At 74.6% G+C, this 19,072-nt stretch carries 16 protein-coding genes and 1 riboswitch; of the genes, 7 read left to right on the forward strand and 9 right to left on the reverse strand.

Translation table 11 applies throughout. The annotated features are described in order from the left end of the window. The 4 genes from NBM05_RS13790 to NBM05_RS13805 all read right to left on the reverse strand — a co-directional run. Nucleotides 1-1,417: ABC transporter ATP-binding protein (locus tag NBM05_RS13790; protein WP_254168646.1), on the reverse strand; the 1,417-nt coding region annotated here is incomplete at its 3' end. After that, nucleotides 1,414-2,217: an ABC transporter permease gene (locus NBM05_RS13795; RefSeq protein WP_254168648.1), complete on the reverse strand. Its 804-nt coding sequence runs from the start codon at nucleotides 2,215-2,217 to the stop codon at nucleotides 1,414-1,416. The genes NBM05_RS13790 and NBM05_RS13795, both read right to left, overlap by 4 nt. Continuing rightward, nucleotides 2,214-3,221, reverse strand: a complete 1,008-nt coding sequence (locus tag NBM05_RS13800; RefSeq protein ID WP_254168650.1) for an ABC transporter permease — start codon at nucleotides 3,219-3,221, stop codon at nucleotides 2,214-2,216. The genes NBM05_RS13795 and NBM05_RS13800 overlap by 4 nt, the downstream gene beginning before the upstream one ends. Nucleotides 3,222-3,242: 21 nt before the next feature. Beyond that, a complete protein-coding gene (locus tag NBM05_RS13805; protein ID WP_254168670.1) occupies nucleotides 3,243-4,880 on the reverse strand; it encodes a TIGR04028 family ABC transporter substrate-binding protein in 1,638 nt (545 codons plus the stop codon). Between the two features lie 471 nt (nucleotides 4,881-5,351). On the opposite strand from NBM05_RS13805, the gene NBM05_RS13810 reads away from it, so the two are divergent. The 6 genes from NBM05_RS13810 (at nucleotide 5,352) to NBM05_RS13835 (ending at nucleotide 11,807) form a co-directional block, all read left to right on the forward strand. Next, entirely contained in the window at nucleotides 5,352-5,759 is a 408-nt protein-coding gene (locus NBM05_RS13810; RefSeq protein ID WP_254168652.1) for an RNA-binding S4 domain-containing protein, read from the forward strand. Between the two features lie 49 nt (nucleotides 5,760-5,808). Continuing rightward, nucleotides 5,809-7,221: an MATE family efflux transporter gene (locus tag NBM05_RS13815; protein ID WP_373689342.1), complete on the forward strand. Its 1,413-nt coding sequence runs from the start codon at nucleotides 5,809-5,811 to the stop codon at nucleotides 7,219-7,221. Nucleotides 7,222-7,320: 99 nt separating this feature from the next. Continuing rightward, nucleotides 7,321-8,187, forward strand: coding sequence for a hypothetical protein (locus NBM05_RS13820; protein ID WP_254168653.1), 867 nt, complete (start codon nucleotides 7,321-7,323; stop codon nucleotides 8,185-8,187). Between the two features lie 4 nt (nucleotides 8,188-8,191). Continuing rightward, a complete protein-coding gene (locus NBM05_RS13825; protein ID WP_254168655.1) occupies nucleotides 8,192-9,199 on the forward strand; it encodes a TPM domain-containing protein in 1,008 nt (335 codons plus the stop codon). Nucleotides 9,200-9,375: 176 nt separating this feature from the next. Then, nucleotides 9,376-9,488, forward strand: a riboswitch (TPP riboswitch). 154 nt (nucleotides 9,489-9,642) lie between these two features. Continuing rightward, nucleotides 9,643-10,404 (forward strand): 3-oxoacyl-ACP reductase, encoded by a 762-nt coding sequence (locus tag NBM05_RS13830; protein WP_254168673.1) that lies wholly within the window; start codon nucleotides 9,643-9,645, stop codon nucleotides 10,402-10,404. Next, the gene (locus tag NBM05_RS13835; protein WP_254168657.1) at nucleotides 10,401-11,807 is read left to right on the forward strand and encodes an LLM class flavin-dependent oxidoreductase; all 1,407 of its coding nucleotides are present in this window, start codon (nucleotides 10,401-10,403) and stop codon (nucleotides 11,805-11,807) included. Before NBM05_RS13830 ends, NBM05_RS13835 begins: the two co-directional genes overlap by 4 nt. Before the next feature lie 142 nt (nucleotides 11,808-11,949). On the opposite strand, the gene NBM05_RS13840 is transcribed toward NBM05_RS13835, so the two are convergent. From NBM05_RS13840 to pdxS, 5 genes are all read right to left on the reverse strand, one after another. Then, on the reverse strand, nucleotides 11,950-12,465 hold the full coding sequence (locus tag NBM05_RS13840; protein WP_254168658.1) for an RNA polymerase sigma factor: 516 nt from the start codon (nucleotides 12,463-12,465) through the stop codon (nucleotides 11,950-11,952). Between the two features lie 171 nt (nucleotides 12,466-12,636). Next, a complete protein-coding gene (locus tag NBM05_RS13845; RefSeq protein ID WP_254168660.1) occupies nucleotides 12,637-13,278 on the reverse strand; it encodes an ATP-binding cassette domain-containing protein in 642 nt (213 codons plus the stop codon). A gap of 143 nt (nucleotides 13,279-13,421) precedes the next feature. Continuing rightward, nucleotides 13,422-15,374, reverse strand: coding sequence for a bacteriocin-associated integral membrane family protein (locus NBM05_RS13850; protein WP_254168662.1), 1,953 nt, complete (start codon nucleotides 15,372-15,374; stop codon nucleotides 13,422-13,424). A gap of 373 nt (nucleotides 15,375-15,747) precedes the next feature. Further along, nucleotides 15,748-16,374, reverse strand: coding sequence for a pyridoxal 5'-phosphate synthase glutaminase subunit PdxT (gene pdxT, locus NBM05_RS13855; RefSeq protein WP_254168664.1), 627 nt, complete (start codon nucleotides 16,372-16,374; stop codon nucleotides 15,748-15,750). A 129-nt stretch (nucleotides 16,375-16,503) separates the two neighbouring features. After that, nucleotides 16,504-17,430 (reverse strand): pyridoxal 5'-phosphate synthase lyase subunit PdxS, encoded by a 927-nt coding sequence (gene pdxS / locus NBM05_RS13860; protein WP_373689343.1) that lies wholly within the window; start codon nucleotides 17,428-17,430, stop codon nucleotides 16,504-16,506. Between the two features lie 87 nt (nucleotides 17,431-17,517). Between pdxS and pdxR the strand changes: the two genes are divergently transcribed. After that, on the forward strand, nucleotides 17,518-19,072 hold a 1,555-nt coding region (gene pdxR, locus NBM05_RS13865), incomplete at its 3' end, for a MocR-like pyridoxine biosynthesis transcription factor PdxR (protein ID WP_254168668.1).

The following is a 19,072-nucleotide window of genomic DNA, read 5'->3' on the forward strand; positions in this document are numbered from 1 at the left end:
GGGGGCGGGCTGAATCCTGCGCCGCGAGCCGCAGCTCGGCGACCAGCCCGCGCAGGGTCATGGGCCGGCGCACCTCGGTGAGGCCCGCGCCGTCGAGCTGCTGCGGGGCGAGCACGTCGAGGAACTCGCTGGGCTCCTCCTCCGCGTTGGACACGGCGCTGACCACCAGCTTCTCCCGCGCCCGCGAGACGGCCGTGGCGAAGGTGCGCAGCTCGTCGTACCGGGTCTCGCGCAGGCGCGTGCGGTGGGTCGCCGCCGCCGCCCGCTCCCAGCCCAGCGTCACGACGTCGCTCAGCTCCGTGGTGGCCAGCAGCCCGCCGCGCAGCGTCGTGTTGGGCCAGGTGCCCTGCTGGACCGCCGCCACGTGGACCCATCCCCACTCCCGCCCGGCCGCCGACGCCGGGGTGGCCAGCGCCACCGAGGGCCGCGCGGTGGCTGCGGGGGCCAGGGTGTCCATGGGCAGGTCCTGGCTGTCCAGGTACTCGAGGAACTCGCGCGCCCCGGCGCCGGGCTGCTGCTCGACGTAGCGCTCCGCGGCGCCGAACAGCTCGACCATCGCGTCCAGGTCCCGGTCCGCCCGCTCCCCGGCGACCGCCAGGTCGTGGGTGATGAACAGGATCGAGGTGCCCTCCTCGCGGCGCAGGTCGTCCAGGAGGTCCAGGATCCGCTGCTGCACGGTCACGTCCAGGGCGGAGGTCGGCTCGTCGGCGATGATCAGCTCGGGGCTCAGCGCGATCGCGGAGGCGATCAGCACGCGCTGGCGCATGCCGCCGGAGAGCTCGTGCGGGAACTGGCGCGCGCGCAGCTCGGGGCGGTCCAGGCCCACGCGCTCCAGCAGCCCGAGCACGCGCTCCCGCGCCTCGGCCCGCCCGGCGCGGCGGTGGATGCGCAGGGCCTCGGCCACGTTGGCGCCCACGGTCTTCAGCGGGTTCAGCGAGTTGCCCGGATCCTGCGGGATGTAGCCGACGTGGGCGCCGCGGATCCGCTGCAGCTCGGGCTCGCTCGCGCCCAGCAGCTCCCGCTCGCCGAGCCGGACCGACCCGGAGGTCACCGAGGCGTTGCCGGCGAGCATGCCGATCACCGCGCTCGCGGTGGTGCTCTTGCCGGAGCCCGACTCGCCGACCACCGCGGTCATCCCGCCGCGCGCCACGCTCAGCGAGACGCCGTGCAGGGCCTGGCGCGGCTCGCGGGCCCCGCGCAGGGAGTAGGCGACGCCGAGGTCCTCGATGCGGAGCACGGGCGGGGCTCCCGCGGCGTCGGGGGCGACGCTGGCCGGGCCGCCGGACGCACGGGGCCGGACGCCGTCGGGCGCCGCGCCACCGGGCCGTGCGCCAGCACCGGCCCCGACGCCGCGTGCTCCCGCGGTCGCTACGGACCCGGTCTCCGGCCGGCTGGTCGTGTGCTGGGTGGGGCTCATGCCGTCGCCTCCCGGAGGGTCGAACCGATCTTGTGCGTGGCCATCACCACGGCCATGATGACCGCGCCGGGCAGCACCGTGATCCACCAGGCGGTGGCCACGTAGTCGCGCCCCTCGGAGATGACCAGGCCCCACTCCGGCGTCGGGGGCGGGGTGCCGTAGCCGAGGAAGCCGAGGGTGGAGATCTGCAGGATCGCCGAGCCGATCTGCAGCACCGCGAGCGAGAGCACCGGCGAGACCGCGTTGGGCAGGATGTGCCGGCGCAGCACGTTCCAGTAGGTCCCGCCCGTGCCGTAGGCCGCGGCCACGTAGTCGCTCCGGCCGATGCTCACGCTCTGCGAGCGGGCCAGGCGGGCGAACAGCGCGATCGAGGTGACCCCCACCGCGATCGCGGCGTTGATGGTGCCGAAGCCCAGCAGGATCACGATCGTGAGCGAGAGCAGCAGCGCGGGGATGGAGAGCAGGACGTCGACGACGCGCATCAGGGCGTCGTCGAGCGCTCCGGGGCGGGTGCCGGCCACCAGGCCCAGCACCGTCCCGACCACAAGCCCCACGCCCACCGCCACGAGCGCGGCCAGCAGCGAGTGGGACGCGCCGTAGACCACGCGGGCGAAGACGTCGCGCCCGATCTGGTCCGTGCCGAACCAGTGCTGTAGGCTCGGGGAGAGCAGGGCGGCGGTGTCCCCGCCGTCGGTGGGGTTCTCGCCCGTGAAGAGGAACGGGAAGACCGCGGCGAGCACCGCGAGGAGCGCGACGACGCCGGCCAGCACGGCCGTGGGGGTGAGGCGGACCTGGTTCACGAGACGACCTCCCGGTGGGCGTGGCGGGGCGCGGAGTCGACGTCGCCGATCCGGCGCGAGGCCGGGATGGGGCGGGCGCGGCCCTTGCGCAGCCGCACGTCGATGACGGGGTAGAGCAGGTCGACCAGGAGGTTCACGACGACGTAGCCGAGCGTCGCCAGCACCACCACGGCCAGCAGCACGGGGTTGTCCCGCGTGGAGACCGCCTGCGCGGTCAGCTGCCCGATCCCGGCCCGGCCGAACACGGTCTCGGTCACGACGGCGCCGCCCACCAGCTCGCCGAACACCAGGCCCGCGATGGTCAGGGCCGGCAGGGCCGCGTTGCGCGCCACCGAGTGCGTCAGCAGCCACCCGGGCCGGGCGCCCTTGGCCTGCGAGACGCGGACGAAGGGCTGGGCGCGGACCTCGTCGATCGAGCGGATCAGCACCTGCGCGATGGGCGCGGAGATCGGCAGCACCAGCGTCGCGGCCGGCAGGACCAGCGACTCCACAGGACCGGGGTCCACCACCGAGACCCAGCCGAGCTGGAAGGAGAAGACCTGGGCGAGGATGATGCCGAACCAGAAGACCGGCACCGAGATGAAGATCGAGGGAACGGAGTCGAAGGCCCGGCGCAGCCAGCCGACCCGCCCGTAGGTCGCGGCCACGGCGATGACGACGGCGACCAGCGCCGCCGCGACGAAGGCCGTGGCGGCCAGCGCGAGCGTGGAGGGCAGGGCCGCGCCGATCAGGTCGGAGACCGCAGCCCCCGAGGAGACCGAGTAGCCGAAGTCCCCGCGCAGGAACCCGGTCAGGGACAGCCAGTACTGGACGTACCACGGCGCGTTGGCCCCGGAGGCCTCGCGGATCCCGTCGATCTCGGCGGTGGACAGGCCCAGCTCGGGGTTGGCGTAGCGGGCCATGACGCCGTCGCCGGGCAGGATCGCCAGCAGCAGGCTGGCGATGGTGAAGGCGACGAACAGGACCAGGGCCGCCTGGCCGATCCTCAGCGCGATGTATCGCATGGTGTGCTCTCTTCAGGCTCTCTACTCGGCCAGCCACGTGTCGTAGAACTGGGGGCGCGCGACGGCCTCCGTCCGGAAGCCGCGGACGCGCTCCCGGAAGGCGAAGACCTGGGGCTCCTCGAAGAACGGCAGCAGGTAGGCGTTCTCCACGAGGTGGTCCTGGGCCGCCCAGCTGGCGGCCTCGCGGAGGTCCGCGGTGGGCTCCGAGGAGATGCGGCCCAGCAGCTCCTCGAGCTCCGGGTCGCCGTACTCGCCGGACTCCTCGTCGAGGTTCAGCAGGGTGTCCCGGTTCTCGCCGGAGTACTGGCTCTTCAGGACGTCGTAGTCCGCGCGGCCGACCATCGAGTGGTACAGCTGGATCTTGTCCAGGTCGGCGGAGTCGAGGTTCTGGGTCGCGTAGTCGCCCTCGTTGATCTGGAGGTCGACGCCGACGCGCAGCAGGTCCTGCTGGACCAGGCTCATGACCTCGCGGGAGCGCGGCTGCGGGATCGCGGTGTTCACGCGCAGGGACAGCCGCCGGCCGTCCCTGCTCCGGACCCCGGCGTCGCCCTCCCGGGTCCAGCCGGCCTCGTCCAGGAGGCGGTTCGAGGCCTCGGGGTCGTGGGCCCACGCGCCGGCGTAGTCCTTGTAGCCGGCGGCGGTCTCGGCGAGGACGCCGGTGGCCAGGGGGTAGTTCTCGGTGAAGAGCTTGCGCATGATCGACTCGCGGTCGACCGCGGAGATGATCGCCCGGCGCACCCGGACGTCCCGGAGCAGTTCGTGGCGGAAGCGGAGGTTGAGCCCGTTGTCGACGCCGTTGGTGCCCGCCGCGTGCAGCTGGACGCCGCGCTCGCGCAGGCGCGGCTCGTCGGGGGCCTCGATCTCGCGGACGCCGTCGGCCTGCCCGGAGACCAGGGCGCCGATGCGCACCGAGTACTCGCTGTTGACCACGTAGTCGATGCCGTCCAGGTGGGCCCGGCCCTGGTGTTCGAAGTGGGGCGGGGCCCAGTCGTAGTCCTCCCGGACGCGCAGGGCGACCCGGGTGCCGATCTCCTCGGCGTCGACGACGAAGGGGCCGCTCGCGGACAGCGCGCGGGCCTGGCCGGGCCCGAACCCGGTGGAGTCGAAGTCGAGGCTCGCGTCGGAGAGCAGCCCGGCGTTCATCGTGGAGACGGCCTGGGCGAAGCCGGGCGAGGGGGCCGCGAAGTGGAAGCGGACCGTCGACTCGTTCAGCACCTCGCCGCGCTCGTAGTTGCTGATCTGCTCGGATTTGGGCAGCTGGCGGGACTTGTCGCCCAGGCCGTAGAGGTCGAAGTTCTTGACCACGTTGGCCGCGGTCAGCGCCGAGCCGTCGGAGTAGGTGACGCCGGGACGCAGGCGGAAGGTGAACTCGGTGGCGTCGTCGTTGACCTCGGGCAGCTCGCTGGCGATCCAGGGGTGCAGCTCGAGGGTCTCGGGGTCCTGGTAGAGCAGGCGGTCGGCGATGTTGTTGACGATCCCGCCGTTGGCGTAGAAGCCGGCCTGGGGCGGGAAGAGCGTGGTGAAGGTCTGCGGCTCGAAGTAGATCAGGACGCCGCCCCGCCGCGGCGTCGTCGTCTCGGCGACGGCGTCGGCCTCCCCGGCGTCGGGGGAGCACGCGGAGAGCGCGAGCAGGGAGCTCGCGCCGAGGCCCAGGCCCATCAGCTGGCGGCGGTCGATCGTGCGGCGGGACGTGTTCACCGAACCAGCGTGGCCCGGACCGGGCGGGGGAGCAAAGGCGCCTTCACGGAGGGACCCGGGGCGTCACGAACGGTAAGAGACGTTGCGCGGGGCGGGGGCGGCGGTCCGGCTGCGGCGTCGGCCGGGGGTCTCGTTCCCCGAGGGGGGCGGCGTCCTGCTCGGCGCGGTCCCCCGGCGGCCGACGCCGTGCGCGGCGCGATCCGCGATTGCCAGGTACCTCCCAGGCGGTGCCAGGGGTGGTTCCAGGAGCGCTGCGTAACTTCATGAGTACCTCATAAAGGTGCGAGTGATTGATGAGGGGCGGACCGCGAATCCGTCCCGAGCCGCCGGCCGGAGTGATCGTTTCCCTGAACGGTCGCTCCGGCCGGCGGTCTTTAACGGCCCGCGGCTGGCTGGACGGGCCGCGCGCCCCCTTGGCTAGAGTGGGAGGCCATGAGCACCCCGGCCCAGACCCCCAGCGGAACGCCCCAGGACGGCCCCTCGAGCGTGCGCCTCGACGCCTGGCTGTGGGCGGTGCGCATCTTCAAGACCCGCTCCGCCGCGACCTCCGGCTGCCGCGCCGGCCACGTGCGCCTGAACGACCAGCCCGTCAAGGCCTCGCAGGCCCTGCGGGTGGGCGACGTCGTCAAGGTCAGGACGCCGGGCTGGGAGCGGGTCTTCGAGGTCACCCGGCTCATCGTCAAGCGCGTGGGGGCTCCGGTGGCGCAGCAGTGCTACGTCGACCACTCGCCGCCGCGCCCCAGCGCCCTCTCCGCCCCGGTGCCGCGCCGCGAGCGCGGGGCCGGCCGGCCGACCAAGAAGGAGCGCCGGGAGATGGACCGGCTCCGCGGGCACGAGTAGGGCGCGATGCCCGCGTCGGCGCCGTGACGGTGGGCCCTACACTGGATCGGTGGACTCCCAGCCAGATCAGCCCGACCAGCACCGCCCGACCGCCTCCCCGGGGGGCGGGCGCCCGGCGCGCGAGCCCTCGCTCAACCGCCAGATCCTCGCCCTGGCCGTCCCGGCCTTCGGGGCGCTGATCGCCGAGCCGCTGTTCATCCTCGCGGACTCCGCGATCGTGGGTCACCTGGGCACGCCCCAGCTGGCCGGCCTCTCGGTCGCGGCCACCGTGGTGCAGACCGTGATCGGCCTGATGGTCTTCCTCTCCTACTCCACGACGCCGGCCGTCGCCCGGTTCTTCGGCGCGCGCAACCTGCCGGCCGCCTACGAGAAGGGGCGGGACGGGCTGTGGGTCGGTCTGGGCCTCGGCGTCGTCATCGCGGTCGCGCTGTGGGCGCTCGCGGAGCCGCTGCTGCGCGGGCTCGGGGCGCGCGGGGAGGCGCTGGGGTACGGCGTCGAGTACCTGCGCTGGTCCATGCCCGGGCTGCCGGGGATGCTGCTGGTGCTGGCCGCCGTCGGCATCCTGCGGGGGCTGCAGGACACGCGCACGCCGCTCTACGTGGCCGGGGCGGGGGCCGTGGTCAACGTGGGCCTGAACTACCTGCTGGTCTTCCCGCTGGGGCTCGGGGTGGCCGGGTCGGCGCTCGGGACCTCGCTGGTCCAGTGGGGGATGGCCGCGGTGTACCTGCTCCTGGTGGCGCGCGGGTGCCGCGAGCACGGCGTCGGGCTGTTCGCGACGACGCCGGCCCGGCTGGGGGCGATCCTCCGGGTCGGTTCATGGCTGATGCTGCGCACGCTGTCGATGCGGGTGGCGCTGCTGGTCACGGTCTTCGTGGTGACGAGCCAGGGGTCCACCAACCTCGCGGCCTACCAGATCGTCATGGCGTTCTTCTCCTTCCTCGCCTTCGCGCTGGACGCGCTCGCGATCGCGGCGCAGGCGCTGCTGGGCAAGGAGATGGGCGCGCGGGACATGCGGGCCGAGGAGGGGCGGCGGCACGTTCGGCGGCTCATGGGGCGGCTGGTCCGGTGGTCGCTCGGCTTCGGCGTCGTGACCGGGCTGCTGTGCCCGCTCGTGGGGTTCGGGCTGGGGTGGGTGTTCACCGCGGACCCGCAGGTCCAGCACCTCTTCGCGATCGCGCTGCTCGTGGTGGCCGTGGGGCAGCCGCTGGCCTCCTACGTGTTCATCCTCGACGGCGTGCTGATCGGCGCGCAGGACGTGCGGTACCTGGCGGTGGCCTCGTTCATCGCGCTGGTGGGGTACCTGCCGATGCTCGTGGGCGTGTACCTGATGAGCGGGGGCGCGGGGGACGTGGATCCGGCCGGGTTCGTGTGGCTGTGGGTCGCCTACGCGGTGGGGTACATGGGGCTGCGCGGGGTCACCCTGGGCCTGCGGGCGCGGACGGACGTGTGGATCCGGGGCTGAGATGTGCCTGGGAGACGTCTCAATCTCCGCTGTGGCTAGTAACTACACGCGTCCTTCGATAACGTGTGACTTATTGCACTCGCTGATTGAGGTGACGACATGACTTCCCGCCCGCCCGAGAACACGCCGGATGAGCAGCCCCACGACGCAGCAGGAGCCCGGTCCGCGGGCGAGGGCGGAGGGGGCGCCACGCCCGGGCCCCCGCCCACCACGCAGATGCCCGCCCACGAGGCGGCGCCCTCGGCCGGCTCCGCGGGAGGCGGGGCGGGGGCGAGCGGCTACGGTGCGAGCTCCTCCGGGGGCTCCGGGTCGGGAGGGTACGGCTCCGAGCCGGGAGGCTCCGGCGGGGACCACGGCGGCTACGGCCCCGGCTCGGGCGGCGGCACCGGTGGCTACGCGTACGCCGGCGCCACGGGCCCCGCGCCGGCGAAGTCCGGCCGCTCGAAGATGAAGCGCGTCGGCGGCATCCTCGCCATCGTGGGCGGGGCTCTGCTGGTGGTCAGCGTCGTGGCGGCCGTGATCATGGCGGTCACAGGGATCGGCGGCGCCGTCTCCGAGGCGCAGAACAGCACCCGCGTGGACGGCTCGGGCTCCGTGGAGATCCAGGCCGACGAGCAGATGCAGGTCTACATCCGCGACGGCGCGGGCGCCCCGATGTGCAACATCTCCGGCCCGGCCGGCGCCTCGATCGAGGAGGGCACCCCCCAGGAGAGCTCCTTCACCAGCGACGGCACCACCTGGACCTCCTACACCTCCTTCACCGTGAGCGAGTCCGGAACCTACGACATGGTCTGCTCCGGCGGCGAGGTGATGGTGGGCCCGCCGGTCTCGGTGAGCGGCATCGCGACCGGCGTCGGCGGCATCCTGATCGGCGTGTTCGGCGGCGGCCTGGGCTTCATCCTGCTGGTGGTCGGGCTCGTGCTGTTCTTCGTGGGGCGCTCCCGCGAGCGCGCGGCGAGGGCCTAGGCGGATGGCGGTCCGCTCGCGGCTGGCCGCGGGGGCTCTGGCCCTCGTGGCCGGCGCCCTCCTGGCGGGGTGCGGCGTGGACGGCGGCGGCGAGCGGTCGCTGCCGGACCCGCCCGCGCAGGGCAACGTCCGCGACGACGCCGGCATCCTCTCCGACCAGGAGGAGCAGCGCCTCAGCGAGCTGATCGACCGCCGCAACGGCGAGACCGACGCGGCGCGCGTCGCGGTGCTGACCGTGGACGGCGTCGAGGGCGACTGGGAGGACTGGACCCGCGACGTCGCGAACTCCTGGCCTCTGGGCGAGGGGGAGACCTCCAACGGCGTGCTGCTCGCGGTGGACATGGACGAGAGGGACCTGCGGATCGAGGTCGGCGACGATGCCCGGGAGGCGATCACCGACGACGACGCCGAGCAGATCGTCGAGGACGTCCTGGAGCCGCCCTTCCGCGACGGCGACTACGACCGCGGCCTGACCGACACCGTCGACGCCCTCTATGACGAGGCCGAGGGCGTGCGCCCGGCGTCGGACTCCGGCGGCGGCAACGGAGGCCTGATCGCTGCCGTGATCCTCGGGGCGGTGGGGCTGATCGTGGCGGCCGTGCTGATCTGGGTCTTCGCGGACGCGCGGAAGTGGCGCCGGGTCGCCGACGAGGAGATCGAGGAGTACCTCCGCGAGAACCCGGGCAGGGAGGTCTCCGAGCCGACGCGGAAGGCCTTCCGCAGGTACCGGTACCACCACCGGAAGCCGCCCACGGACCAGGAGGAGCGCGAGGAGCGGCGGCGCCGCGCCGAGCGGGGCGAGGAGGAGCTCGCCGACGCCGACGACCCGCAGCGCTACACCCAGTACGCCCCCGGCTTCGGGACGTGGCTGCCGCTCTACGTCGCCGCGCCGGCGCTCTACACCGGGAGCGGGACTGCGCCGCCGGGGTCCGACGGCGCGGGCTCCAGCGGCAGCTCGTTCGGCGGGACGCCGGGCGGCTTCTCGGGCGGCGGGGCGAGCGGGAGCTTCTGAGGTCGCAGGCCCAGGGCCGGGCCCCGACGAGGTCCGGAGGCGAGCCTCCTGGTGAAGGTTCGGGTTGGCGTCCTCGGCGAGGTGTCGAGACGACTCCCCGGCGAGGGGCCGAGGCCGAAGGACATCCCGGCGCCTCCGCCCTCCCCGTGGAGCGCGGACTGGGTTGCTAGGGTGAGAGGCACGACACGGGGTGCCGCGCGGGAGCCGATCCAGGCTCCGGCGGCTGAGATGACACCCGTCGAACCTGATTCAGTTAGCACTGGCGAAGGGAATGTCCGCTCGGTGCCGAGCACCGCGCCTCCTTTCGCCTCAGAGATGAGGCACCCATGACCGACCACCTTCCTCCCCAGGACGCCGCCCCCGGCCACCGGCATCACGACGCCGCCCCGGCCTCTTCCTCCGCGGAACGGCACCCCGCCTCCTCGACCGAGCGGCACCCGGCCGTGCCGCTGGACGAGCAGGTCGTCCTCGTCACCGGCGGCGCCCGGGGCGTGGGGGCCAGCATCTCCCGGGCCTTCCTGCGGGAGGGGGCGCGCGTCGTCGTCGGCTTCCGGGAGAGCCGGGAGGCCGCGCACCGGCTCGAGGAGGAGTTTCCCGGCCGCGTGCTCGCCGTCGAGCTGGACGTCCGGTCCCGCAGCCAGGCCGTGCGCGCCGTCGAGGCGGCGGCCGAGCGGTTCGGCGGGCCGGTCGACACGCTGGTCAACAACGCGCTCGTCGACTTCTCGTTCAACGGCGAGGCGCGGCCCAAGGCCCACGAGCTCACCGACGACCACCTGCGCGCGCAGGTCGAGGGCTCCCTGACCGGGCCGGTCCACCTGATCCAGGCCGTGCTGCCCGGAATGAGGGAGCAGGGATTCGGGCGAGTCGTCAACATCGGCACCAACCTCTTCCAGCACCCGGTGGTCCCGTACCACGACTACACCGCGGCCAAGGCCGCGCTGCTGTCCATCACGCGCACCTTCTCCCACGACCTGGGGCCGGACGGGATCACGGTCAACATGGTCTCGGGCGGGCTGCTGCGCACCACCGACGCCAGCGCCGCGACCCCCGAGGAGGTCTTCGACGCGATCGCCGCGGGGACCCCGCTGCGGGAGGTCACGACGCCGGAGCAGCTCGCCGACGCCGTGCTCTTCTTCGCCTCCCCGTGGGCGCGCGCCGTGACGGGCCAGAACCTCGTGGTCGACGGCGGGCTGGTCAAGGGATGAGCGGGCGGATCGACGACTCGTCACCCGCCGCTGGCTCGCCGCGCACCGACGACTCGTCACCGAAGCAGCCGTCCGTTCCCACGGGACGCGGGCGCTCCGGCGGGGATGCGCCGCGCAAGCGCGCCCACCTCAACCTGTTCGTCTACGGCTGCGGGCACCACAAGGGGGCCTGGCGGGCGCCGGGCTCCGCGGTCGGCCGCCTCGGCGAGATCGAGTACTACGAGGGGCTGGCCCGCACCGCCGAGCGCGGACTGCTCGACGCCGTCTTCTTCGCCGACGGCCAGTCGCTCGACGCGCCCTCGCTCGGCGACTCGCCCGGCTGGTTCCTCGAGCCGCTCACCACGCTGTCCGCGATGGCCCGCGCCACCGAGCGGATCGGCCTGGTCAGCACCGTCTCCAGCACCTTCTACACCCCGTACCACGCGGCCCGCCTGCTCGCGAGCCTGGACCACATCAGCCGCGGCCGGGCCGGGTGGAACGTGGTGACCTCGATGTTCGACGTCGAGGCCCGCAACCACGGGATGCCGGCCATGCCGCCCCACGAGCGGCGCTACGAGCGGGCCGAGGAGTTCATCGACGTCGTCCAGGCCCTGTGGTCCTCCTGGCCGGGGGCCTCCCTCGAGGCGGACCGCTCCGGCCGCTACGTGGACCCGGAGCTGATCCGCGACGTCGCCCACGCCGGCGAGCACTTCTCGGTGGCGGGCGCCCTCAACGTCCCCGAGCCGCCGCAGGGGCGCCCCGTCCTGTTCCAGGCGGGCGCCTCCGGACCGGGGCGGGACCTGGCCGCCCGCCACGCGGAGGGCATCTACGCCGTGGCCTACGACCTCGAGCAGGGCGTGGCCTACCGGGAGGACGTGCGGCGGCGGATCGGTGCGGCGGGGCGGGACCCGGACGACGTCGTCGTCATGCCGGGGTTGGTCGCGTACGTGGGGAGCACCGAGGCGGAGGCGCGGCGGAAGCAGGCTGCGCTGGACGAGCTGCTGCCCGCGGAGGCCTCGCTGCGGCAGCTGAGCCGGTTCGTGGGGCGGGACTGCTCGGGGTGGGAGCTGGACGCGCCCGTGCCGGAGCTGGCCCCGCTCGAGGAGTTCACCGGGCCGCAGGGGCGCTACGCGACGATCCTGCGCATCGTCGCCTCCGAGCGGCCCACGGTCCGGCAGCTGCTCGGGCGGCTCGCGGCCGGGGGCGGGCACTGCACGATGGTCGGCACGCCGGAGTCCATCGCGGACCGGATCGAGGAGTGGCTGGACCGGGGCGGGGCCGACGGCTTCAACCTCATGCCGCCCTCGCTGCCCGGCGGGCTCGAGGACTTCGTGGATCACGTGGTTCCCGAGCTGCAGCGGCGGGGTCGTTTCCGCACGGAGTACGAGGGGACGACGCTGCGGGGGCACCTGGGGCAGCGCTGAGCGGGTTCTCGTCCCCTCGCGACCCGGTCGTCCCGCCGCCCGGCCACCCCGCGGTGCCGCCCCGCGGCGTCATCTGGCGTCTGCCCGTGCATCGCCCGGCGCCGCCCTTCGGCCACCCGCCCGCCGCCCCTCGACCGCCCGCTCATCGCCTCGCCTGGCCGGTGTGAGCGGGGGCGGGTGCATCCCGGCGGGACGGCGCTTGAAGAAGGTCCCCGAGCCGCCGCTTGGCGCGGAGCACCCTGACCCGGGCCGCGGGAGGCGAGCAGCCGAGCCTCCGCGCGATCTCGGCCGAGGGGAGGTCCTCCCAGAACGCGAGGTGCAGGACGCGGCGGTCCTCGGGGGTCAGGCCCAGCATCGCCGCCCGCACGGCGACCGTCTCGACGACGCCCGGCCCGGGGTCCTCCGCGGCCGCGTCCGTCTCCACCGCGGCCAGCCGCTTCAGGAGGTCCCGCTGGCGCCGGCCGCGCCGGTACTCCGCGCCGAGCAGGTTGCGCACCACCTGGTGCAGCCAGGCGGGGGTGACGGTCCCGCCGGCGCGGTGGTGGGCCCACGCGATGCGGAAGACCTCGGACGTGATGTCCTCGGCCTGCTCGGCCCCCTCCAGGCGCCGGCCGACCAGAGCCCGGACGCGCCCGTGATGGAGCCGGTAGATCTCCACGAAGCCCTCCTCCACGGGCGCCCCCTCCCCGCCCCGTCCGCGGCGGCGGGGCGACGTGGCCCATTCTGGGCGAGCCGCCTTACGTGCTCACCCCTGCCCTAAGTCCGCCCTAGCCGGCGGCGATCTGCCCGGGATGACCACCCCCTCACCCCGCCCGGGACGGCCGCGCCCTCACCCCGCCCGGGCCATCTCGTGGACCCGCGCGCACCGCCGCGCCAGCCGCTCGTCGTGAGTCGCGATGACCACCGCGGCCCCCGCGCCCGCCAGCTCCTCGAGCAGGCCCGTCACGCGGTCCCGGTTGCCCCGGTCGAGGGAGGCGGTGGGCTCGTCCGCGAACACGACGTCGGCCCCCCGGTACAGGGCGCGAGCGGCGGCCAGACGCTGCTTCTCGCCCCCGCTGAGGTGGGCCGCCGGCTCCGACTCAGGTCGCCGCAGGCCCACCCGGCGCAGCGCCTCCCGGACTCCGGGGAGGGACCCGCGTGCGGGCTGCCCGAACAGGTCGGTCCGCAGCGCGACGTTGAAGGCGAGGCTGGCGTCGTCGATCACGCCGTAGTCCTGCTGGATGAAGGCCGCCCGCTCGCGCCAGAACGCGCGACGCCGCCGCTCGGGCCAGTGCGTCGCGTCCTCCCCGTCCACCGCGAGGCGCCCGCCGGCCGGCCGCAGCAGCAGGCCCAGGCCCTGGAGGAGGGTCGTCTTCCCGCAGCCGCTCGGCCCGGTGAGGGCCGTGACCTCCCCGGCGCGGCAGGCGAGGGTGGCGGCCTCGACGACGAGTCGTCGGCCGATGCGGATGCTGAGGTCGTGCGCTTCGATCATGTCGGTCCTCCAGTCGATGCGGGGTCGGTTAGGTGCGGTGCGATGCGGTGTCGGTTAGATGCGTTGCGATGCCGGTGCGGCGCAGTGTCAGCGCCACCGCCGGTGCCGATGTCCGAGCCGATGCCCGGTTCCAGGACTCAGGTTCACAGGGCGCGTTCGAGCGCCTGGCGGAACGCCCAGCGGGTCGCCACGAGGTGGCAGGCGCTCGCGACGGCGAGCCCCAGCGCGGCCCCGGCCCAGACCCACCCGGGCTGCTCGACCCCGTTTCCCGCCATGGCGACGTGGACGGCACCCGTCAGCACGGTTCCCGCCGCCCACTGGGGGACGAGCCGGGGCGCCACGATCCTCCACCGGGACTCGCCGGACAGCCCCAGGACCCGGTCGCGCGGCAGGGACACGATCGCGGCGATGGCGGCTCCCACCGCGGACGCAACGAGCAGCGCCGCGGCCAGGGCGAGCAGCGAGAGCGCCGTGATCAGGGCGAGGTAGGAGGAGAGCTGGGCCCGGAGGAGCCCGTCCTCGGCCACGAGCTGCACCCGGACGGCGCCGCTCAGGCCGGCGTCGTGGACCTCCCGTTCGGTGGCCGCCAGGCCGGTGAAGACGATGTTGGACGAGGAGATGGCCGCCCCCAGGAAGTCGTCGTTGAAGGAGAGGATGTCGGGAACGACCACGAGGATGGGCTCCCGGGGGAACAGCATCCTGCCGCTGCCGCCCTTGATCAGCGGCGGCCCGGTCTCCCCGCGGTGGACGTAGAGTTCGAGGCCCGCCGGGGCGCTGTGCGTCCAGAGCGGGAGCTGTTCGTCGAGGAACTCCCGCGCCTCGGAGGGGAGGCTCTCCCGGGTGGCGGGGGCGAGGTCGGCGTCGTCGACGCCGGTGCGCTCCAGCCACGCCCGGCTCACGAGCGCCAGGGGCGGACCGTCCGAAGAGGGCTCGGCACCGTCCGCGGACGACGGCGCCGTCTCCCACGCGTAGGAGAGCGCCACCGACCCCCGGCGTTCCGCGTCCCGGGACAACCGCCCCAGGGACTCGCTGACGACGTCGAACTCCTCCTCGGTCCCGCCCACCGTCAGCGCGAGGCTCACCTGGTCGGCGAGGAGCCGCCACTGCGCCTGCTCCCGGGCGACGGCGTCCGCGTCCCGCCAGACCGCGGCCGTCGGGGGGACCGAGGCGACCATCAGGAGGAAGGACAGCGCCATCAGCCCCGTGGCGGTCAGGCGGTGCCCCTGAGCGGCGTGACGCGATCGGGACAGCACGGCCGAGGAGGGCCAGGCGGCGACCGAGAGCAGGGCGAAGGCCCCGACCACGCTGGCGATCAGGAGCAGCTCGAGGATTCCCAGGAGAAGGACCATCGGCAGGACGAAGACGCCTCCGCGCGTGGCGGCGAAGCCGGCCGCCACCGCGGTCACGAGCGCCGCGGACCCCGCCAGCGGCAGCGCGAGACCCGCGAGGTCCCAGCCCATGATCCCCCGGGGCGCCATGCCGGCCAGGACCAGGAGGGCGCGGCGTCGGGCCCGGACGGCCCACCAGTACAAGGCGAGGCACACTAGCAGGAGCAGCGCGGCGATGAGGCAGGTCGTGAAGGCGGGCTGGGCGACGAGCAGGCCCGGGGCGGACGCGGCCGCCGGCGGGATGCGCGCCGCTCCCACGCCGTTCTCCTCCAGCCACTCGGCGAAGACGGCCAGATCGGGGTGCTCACCGGTGACGAGGTACCGGCCCTGCGGGGAGGAGTTCGCGAGGGTCTCCGAGCCGCGGACCTCGGCGTCGGGGACGGTCCCGAACCGGGGGAGGCGGTCCGGGAGAGAGCGGGACGCGCCCAGCTCGACGAGCACCTGATCCGAGCCCCCGCCGTCCCGCACGTCCCCGGCGAAGCGGACCAAGCCCAGGCCGAGGTCGTCGCTGACCGAGCCCAGGGCATCGAGGGCCGTCGCGTCGTCGAGCGCGGAGCCGGTGAAGTCGAGGTCGAATGCCGCGCTCGCACCCGCGGCCCGCGGAACCGTCCGGTCCTGCAGGTCGAGGAAGACCGCGGACAGGACGGCCAGGAGCCCGAAGACGACGACGCCGGCCCCCGCGACGATCCGATGGTGAACTGAGCCCACTCGATGCCTCCTGAAACCGTGCGCGGCACGGTTCCGGTGAGATGCGGGCAGGTGCCTGGTGGGATGCCGCGGGGTGTGCGGATCCTCGTATTCCTTCTGTCTCTTGTCTATGTCGGGAAGACAGGGCGGCGTTACAGGGCGGAGATGCCGAAAAGTCGGCATGCTCCGGGGCAGGGCTGGAACCGCCGAAGGAGGATCGGGAGGGCCCACCCGATCTCATCGATCGGTTCAGCAACCCATCGACGCCGTTCGGAGCGCACGCGGAGCGAGGGGGAGGCGTCCCGCTCGGCGCGAATCGCGCACGTACCGGTCACGCCGCCGTGAGCTGCGTGCTCACGGCGCGAGGCGCGCGGTAGGAGCGGCGCCTCCGCCCCTATCGCACCATCCCCAGCAGCTCCCCGTGCACCGTGGCGTCCCCGGTCAGCTCCGGGTGGAAGCTGATGCCCAGCACCGTGCCGGAGCGCACCGCGACCACGCGGCCCTCGTGGCGCGCGAGCACCTCGACGCCGGGCCCCGTGCGCGTGACGATGGGCGCCCGGATGAACGCCGCGCGCACCGACTCCCCGCCGACGCCGTCCCACGGCAGCGTGACCTCGGCTGAGGCCGCCTGCGAGCCGAACGCGTTGCGGGAGACCGCGACGTCGAGCAGGCCCAACGACTGCTGGCCCGGCGCCGGGTCGTCGATCTCGGCGGCGAGCAGGATGAGCCCCGCGCACGTCCCCAGGACCGGCAGGCCGCCCGCGACCGCCTCGATCAGCGGCTCCCGGAGGCCGAAGAGCCGGGTCAGCCGGTCGATGGTCGAGGACTCGCCGCCGGGCAGCACCAGGCCGTCGAGCCCCGTCAGGTCGCCGGGCCGCCGGACCAGGCGCGCCTCGGCGCCCAGCGACTCCAGCAGCCGGGCGTGCTCCGCGACCCCGCCCTGGAGGGCGAGGACGCCGATCACCGGGGCCTCGGGGCGGGGGACCGCGACGTCGTGCGCCTCGGGCCGGCCGCCGGTCACCGGGGTGCCGGCCAGCGAGCGGCCGGCCTCGCGGCGTTCCGGGTCCCGACGGACCCCTGAGTCCCGGCCCCGGCGGCGCCCCGAGCCCCGGCGGCGCCCGGCAGCCCGGCGACCTGCGTCGTCACGCGCCTACCAGCCGCGCTCGGACAGGCGGTGCGGCGCGGGCAGGTCGCCCACGTTGATGCCCACCATGGCCTCGCCCAGCCCGCGCGAGGCGTCGGCGACGGCCTCGGGGTCGTCGTAGAACGCGGTGGCCTTGACGATCGCGGCCGCGCGCTCGGCCGGGTTGCCGGACTTGAAGATGCCCGAGCCCACGAACACGCCGTCGGCGCCGAGCTGCATCATCATCGCGGCGTCGGCCGGGGTGGCGACCCCGCCCGCGGTGAACAGCACGACCGGCAGCTTCCCGGTGCGGGCCACCTCGAGCACGATGTCGTACGGCGCGGCGAGCTCCTTGGCCTTGACGTACAGCGAGTCCGGGTCGGACTGGTAGGCCGCCCGGATCTGCGCGACCTCGCCGCGGATGGTGCGGATGTGCTTGGTCGCCTCGGAGACGTCGCCGGTGCCGGCCTCGCCCTTGGAGCGGATCATGGCCGCGCCCTCGGCGATGCGGCGCAGGGCCTCGCCCAGGTTGGTCGCGCCGCAGACGAAGGGCACGGTGAACTTCTGCTTGTCGATGTGGTTGACGTAGTCGGCGGGGGAGAGGACCTCGGACTCGTCAATGTAGTCCACCTTGAGGGCCTGCAGCACCTGGGCCTCCACGAAGTGGCCGATGCGGGCCTTGGCCATGACCGGGACGGACACGGCGTTGACGATCCCGTCGATCAGGTCCGGGTCGGACATGCGGGCGACGCCGCCCTGCGCGCGGATATCGGCGGGCACGCGCTCCAGGGCCATCACGGCGACGGCGCCGGCGTCCTCGGCGATGCGGGCCTGCTCGGCGTTGACGACGTCCATGATGACGCCGCCCTTCAGCATGTCGGCGAGGCCGCGCTTGACGAGGGGGGAACCGGTGAGGGTCTGGTCGGAGGTCAGGGTCTGAGTCATGGGGTCCATCCTCGCCCGGAACACTGGCCCATCGACAGATCCAGAATCGTTCGAGGATTTTGGTCCACTTCGCCGGGGCGGGCCTAGACTGGTCCCATGCCCCGCTACCCCGCCGACGCCGAGATCCCGGTCCGCGTGGACCGCGCGGCCGGCCCCATCCCCGGCCAGATCGTCGAGCAGGTCCGCCACCTGCTCGCGGCCGGCGCCCTCCACCCCGGCGACCCGATCCCGTCGACCCGGGGCCTCGCGGAGCGCCTCGGCGTCTCCCGCGGGACGGTCACCACCGCCTACGACCAGCTCGCGGGCGAGGGTTACCTCGTCTCCGACCGGGGGAGCACCCGCATCAACCCGGACCTCCCGCCGAGCATCGCGCGCAGCGCCCCGGCGGACGGGAGCCCGACGCCGCCGGCCCGCCCCGGAGCCCGCCGCCCCGGCCCGACGCCGCCGGCCGCCACCGGAACCCGAGGCCGCGCCCCGACGCCGCCAGCCCGCCCAGGCTCCTGTCACCCCGGCCCGACGCCGGCCGCCACCTCCGCCCCCACCCGGGCCGCGACCCCGTCCCCCGCCCCGGCCCGCCCCGTGGCCCCCGTCGACCTGCGCCCCGGCACCCCGGACATCTCCTCCGTCGCCAACACCGCCTGGCGCGCGGCGTGGCGCTCCGCCGCCGCCCACCCCGGACTCGGCTACGGCCCGGAGGGCTCCGCCGAGCTGCGGCGCGAGCTCGCCGAGTACCTGCGCCTCCTCCGCTCGGTGGTCGCCTCGCCCGAGGACCTCGTGGTCACCGCCGGCGCCCGCGACGGCCTGCGCCTGCTGCTCACCGTCCTGAGCCGCCGCCACGTCCGCCCGCTGACCGTCGCGGTGGAGGACCCCGGGTACCCCTCGCTGCACCGGGTCCCCCAGGCCCTGGGTCACGCGGTGGTCCCGGTGCCCCTGGACGCGCAGGGCCTGGATCCCGCCGGCCTGCCGAGCGGCGAGCGCCGGCCCGACGTCGTGCTCCTCACCCCCTCGCACCAGTACCCGCTGGGCACCTCGATGCCGGTGGCCCGCCGGCTCGAGCTGATCCGCTGGGCCGAGGAGCAGGACGCGCTGCTGGTCGAGGACGACTACGACTCCGAGCTGCGCTACGTCGGCGACCCGCTGCCCGCGCTCGCCGCCCTCGACTCCCGCGAGGCCGGGGCGGGCGGCCGGGTGGTGACGCTGGGCTCCTTCGCCAAGACGCTGACGCCCGGGCTGGGCCTGGGCTTCGTGCTGCTCCCGCCGCGCATCCGGGAGGAGGTGCTGGCCCTGCGGCGCGACGCCGGTGCCCCGGTCTCCGCGGTGGTCCAGGACGCCGTGGCCCACTACATGCGCTCCGGCGGGTTCCGCCGGCACACCGCCCGCATGCGCCGCGACTACCGGCGCCGGCGGGACATGCTGGCCCGGATCCTCGACGCCGGGCACCTGCCCTCCGGCGTCGAGGTGCTGCCCATGGACGGCGGCCTCCACGCCGTCCTGCGCGTGCCCGGGCCCGAGGACGAGGCGCGGGTCCTGGCGGCGCTCGAGCGAGCGGGGATCGCGGTGGCGGCGCTGGGCGAGTACTGGAGCCGCGGGCGCCGGGCGGCGGAGGGGATCGAGGCCGTGCGTCCGACGGCGGGCGGGGCCGGGGCCGGGC

Source organism: Rothia santali, assembly GCF_024199905.1.
Classification (GTDB): domain Bacteria; phylum Actinomycetota; class Actinomycetes; order Actinomycetales; family Micrococcaceae; genus Rothia; species Rothia santali.

What these genes read in the sequence shown, in the direction of transcription:
- NBM05_RS13800 (WP_254168650.1), bottom strand. Translation starts at nt 3,221, where the DNA reads ATGCGATACATCGCGCTGAGGATCGGCCAGGCGGCCCTGGTCCTGTTC.
- NBM05_RS13805 (WP_254168670.1), bottom strand. Translation starts at nt 4,880, where the DNA reads ATGGGCCTGGGCCTCGGCGCGAGCTCCCTGCTCGCGCTCTCCGCGTGC.
- NBM05_RS13810 (WP_254168652.1), top strand. Translation starts at nt 5,352, where the DNA reads ATGAGCACCCCGGCCCAGACCCCCAGCGGAACGCCCCAGGACGGCCCC.
- NBM05_RS13820 (WP_254168653.1), top strand. Translation starts at nt 7,321, where the DNA reads ATGACTTCCCGCCCGCCCGAGAACACGCCGGATGAGCAGCCCCACGAC.
- NBM05_RS13825 (WP_254168655.1), top strand. Translation starts at nt 8,192, where the DNA reads ATGGCGGTCCGCTCGCGGCTGGCCGCGGGGGCTCTGGCCCTCGTGGCC.
- NBM05_RS13835 (WP_254168657.1), top strand. Translation starts at nt 10,401, where the DNA reads ATGAGCGGGCGGATCGACGACTCGTCACCCGCCGCTGGCTCGCCGCGC.
- NBM05_RS13845 (WP_254168660.1), bottom strand. Translation starts at nt 13,278, where the DNA reads ATGATCGAAGCGCACGACCTCAGCATCCGCATCGGCCGACGACTCGTC.
- pdxS (WP_373689343.1), bottom strand. Translation starts at nt 17,430, where the DNA reads ATGGACCCCATGACTCAGACCCTGACCTCCGACCAGACCCTCACCGGT.